Genomic DNA, 3207 nt, shown 5'->3' on the forward strand with positions numbered 1-3207 from the left:
CTCGGCAGACGTTTGGATGCTGAAGGTTATTTTGCCGATGAATTCACAACAAAAAGCAACCCAACGCGATCAAGAAACAGCAAATATGTGATGACGATTTATTGCTTAAGTTAAACCACAGAACATGGAATTTACCGTTCAATTTCAACTCGATTTAGCTGATAAAAACTCACCTTGCCTAACGCCCGCTTAAGTGGTGAGCAACGCAATGCGATATTTCTGCACACCACCGAAATCACTGAAGTTAACGCATGATGAAAGTGCCACGCGTTGCGAATCCGTCTTAAAGCGTTTGTTATAACGCATTTTCTACCGCACCTAACCAAGCAGGTACATTCTTTTGATACCAGTCTATATATGTTGCTGCTTCAGGTTTATTACGACTTATCAGTATGTTAACTACCTCAATAACTATCCAACACTTTGCAATAACCAAATGCTTCGTTAACTCATCCGATGTGAATGATGAATTGTGTTGGGTGTATCGCTCGATAATCGAAGCGTACTCATCAATAGAGCCCAAACCTTGTACTAAGGGAGCCAAATCAATTGCTGGGCTACCATAACCAAAACGCTCCCAGTCAAACAGCACCAATTCACCATTTTGTCTGATGCCCCAATTTCCATCATTTGTATCGCCCGAAATTAAGCATGAATGCTCAAATAGAACCTGAGACAAAGCTTGTATTGATACTATCGTACTTTGAGAAGAGCGAGGAAGGCTTAAGGCCTCAAGAGCTGACTCTGTTGAAATAGCTGACCAATGATGCTCTTTGGTACTAAAACAAGGTTTATATTTTGAACAATGAATACTAGCCAACTGCTCAAATACGTTCGAACTGGTTTGCAATTCCTTTAATGTCACTCGATTTGGAATAAGCTCAATAAAGAGATCCTTATTTTGTACCTTATAAAGTTTGGGAACATTCACGCCCTTGAGCTTTGAAGCTGCGTGTTGGTAAAAATTCACCTCTACATCAGAAGCATTTTGCTTATGGATACAAAGGGAACTACCAAATCCTTCAATAGAGACTCGTGCCGAGCCCATTTTAGATAGATCTTTTGTACTCATAACTCTCCCGCGTTATAACGCCCGGTTAAGGGGCTGACAACGCAAAACACTGAACCTAAAATAACAACCGTAATCACAAATGCTGATTTGAACAAAAACCGCCACGCGTTGGCAGTCCCTCTTGAACCGTTTGTTATAAGCAAAATAACACCTTGATTTAAATTAGCTTTAATTGTTCGGCACTTGATAAAACCCATGCGCTTTCATGATGCTCAAAACCGATTTTTGGATAGTAAGCTTGCGCTTGAGGCGCTGATAATAAAATAACTTTACAGTTTGGATTCAATTCTTCTTTGGTTACCAATATTAGATATTTACCAATACCACTCGATTGAACGCTTTCATCAACGGCTAGATCCGATAGGTAACAGCAATAATGAAAATCCGTAACAGAACGCGCCACGCCAACAAGCTGATCGTTTATCCATGCAGTAACAATTAGATTTGAGTTTTCAAGCATACCTTTGATGATTGCTTCATTTTCTAGTGGTCTACGTTCACCAAGTGATGTTTTCTTTAGCAAATTCACGAACTGTTTCGACGTGATTGGATAGTTTACCTTGTACTCAATTTCCATTTTTCATCCTCTGAGGCTGGATTTGCTTATAACGCCCTGTTAAGGTGTGAGCAACGCAATACTGATGCCGCCGCATGCCACCTTAAACACTAAAACCAACGCATAGTAAAAATGCCACGCGTTGCGAATCACTCTTAAACAGTTTGTTAGTTTTTGTGCTGCAACATGAACTGTTTTAGAATTTCACCTACTAACTTTGGCGATTCTTGATGGGCTGAATGAGCCGTCAGTGGAATATTAGCAAAACTACTACCTGCAACCTTTAGCTTTAACGCTACTGCTTCATCTAACGAAAACAGGAAGTCATTATCGCCTCTCATGATTAATGTTGGACAGCAGATTTTTTCCACCATATCATACGGATAACCAGATTCTGTTGTATCAAGCCAAACTGCTTTTACAGCGTCTACCAGTTTAGGAAAATTCGGTTCAGGGTTTGAAGATTCATAAAAAGCAACATCATCGGCAAATCTTGAAGCCCAAAAATCAGGCGTTAAACCACCTAACAATTCTATTGATGGGTCATTTGCCTCTAGTCGCCACTGTGAACCGAGTGTAACCAAGCAAGAAACTCTTTCCGGCTCTTGTGCAGCTAACCGATAGCCCACGATGCCGCCATCACTAAAGCCAAAAATTGAATATTTATCAATGTTCAGATAGCTAAGTACATGTTGAATGTCTTCTTGGTACTGCATGTAACTAAGTTGCCGATCACCTAATAAGGATTTTCCATGTCCACGAAAATCGACACTTATCAACTGATAATCAGTAGCTACGTATTGGTAAATGCTGCTTAGCTCATTTAGTGAACCAAGTCCACCATGTAGCATCAATAATGGCTCACCATTGGGATTACCCGAAACTTCGAAATAAACCTTCGAGCCAACAACGCCTACATAACCGTTTCTATTTTCCATTTTATCACCAACTGCGTATTTATTAATTTAACCTAAAAAACTAACGCCCGGCTAAGGGGTTGACAACGCACCACCGAACTCAAAAAACACACCGTAAACACTGAACTTCAATTTTGTACTAAAGCCGCCACGCGTTGACAATCCCTCTTGAGCCGTTTGTTAGGCCAATAGATTAACAACGAGACTTTCAAAACCAAAGAACGAGCTTTTTTTGTAAACTTGAAATAAACTAACCGATTCATTTATAAACCAAAATGCTGAATCAACAAAGAAACGAAAAAACTCAAATTGAGCGATTTGGAAGAAAAGTGACGAGCGTAGCATGCTCGGCGGACGTTTGGATGCTGAAGGTTATTTTGCCGATGAATTCACAGCGATAAACAACCCAACGCGATCAAGAAACAACAAATATGTGATGACGATTTATTGCTTAAATTAAGCCACAAAACATGGAATTTACCGTTCAATTTCAACTCGATTTAGCTAATAAAAACTCACTTTGCCTAACGCCCAATTAAGGGGTGAGCAACGCTACCACCCAACCTAACGCATTGTACCGTAACCACTAAAATTGAAGTAGAAGCAAAATGCCAAGCGTTGGGAATCCCTCTTAAATTGTTTGTTATGAGCGGGGTTAAGAG

At 40.1% G+C, this 3207-nt stretch carries 3 protein-coding genes; all 3 read right to left on the minus strand.

The features are described 5' to 3' along the window. Positions 1-295: 295 nt before the first annotated feature. Positions 296-1072 carry a phosphotransferase family protein gene (locus tag AACT23_RS14940; RefSeq protein WP_047691679.1) on the minus strand — a complete coding sequence of 259 codons (777 nt, stop codon included), beginning with the start codon at positions 1070-1072 and terminating at the stop codon, positions 296-298. Positions 1073-1229: 157 nt separating this feature from the next. Further along, positions 1230-1649 carry a GNAT family N-acetyltransferase gene (locus AACT23_RS14945; RefSeq protein WP_013867762.1) on the minus strand — a complete coding sequence of 140 codons (420 nt, stop codon included), beginning with the start codon at positions 1647-1649 and terminating at the stop codon, positions 1230-1232. Between the two features lie 146 nt (positions 1650-1795). Then, positions 1796-2566 (minus strand): alpha/beta fold hydrolase, encoded by a 771-nt coding sequence (locus tag AACT23_RS14950; RefSeq protein ID WP_019823659.1) that lies wholly within the window; start codon positions 2564-2566, stop codon positions 1796-1798. Positions 2567-3207 lie beyond the last annotated feature (641 nt).

The sequence above is a fragment of the Vibrio sp. V09_P4A23P171 genome, assembly GCF_963875615.1.
In the GTDB taxonomy this organism is placed as follows: domain Bacteria; phylum Pseudomonadota; class Gammaproteobacteria; order Enterobacterales; family Vibrionaceae; genus Vibrio; species Vibrio anguillarum.

Bases quoted from the DNA above. Each gene is read 5' to 3' on its own strand.
- AACT23_RS14940 (WP_047691679.1), bottom strand. From the start codon at position 1,072: ATGAGTACAAAAGATCTATCTAAAATGGGCTCGGCACGAGTCTCTATT.
- AACT23_RS14950 (WP_019823659.1), bottom strand. From the start codon at position 2,566: ATGGAAAATAGAAACGGTTATGTAGGCGTTGTTGGCTCGAAGGTTTAT.
- AACT23_RS14945 (WP_013867762.1), bottom strand. From the start codon at position 1,649: ATGGAAATTGAGTACAAGGTAAACTATCCAATCACGTCGAAACAGTTC.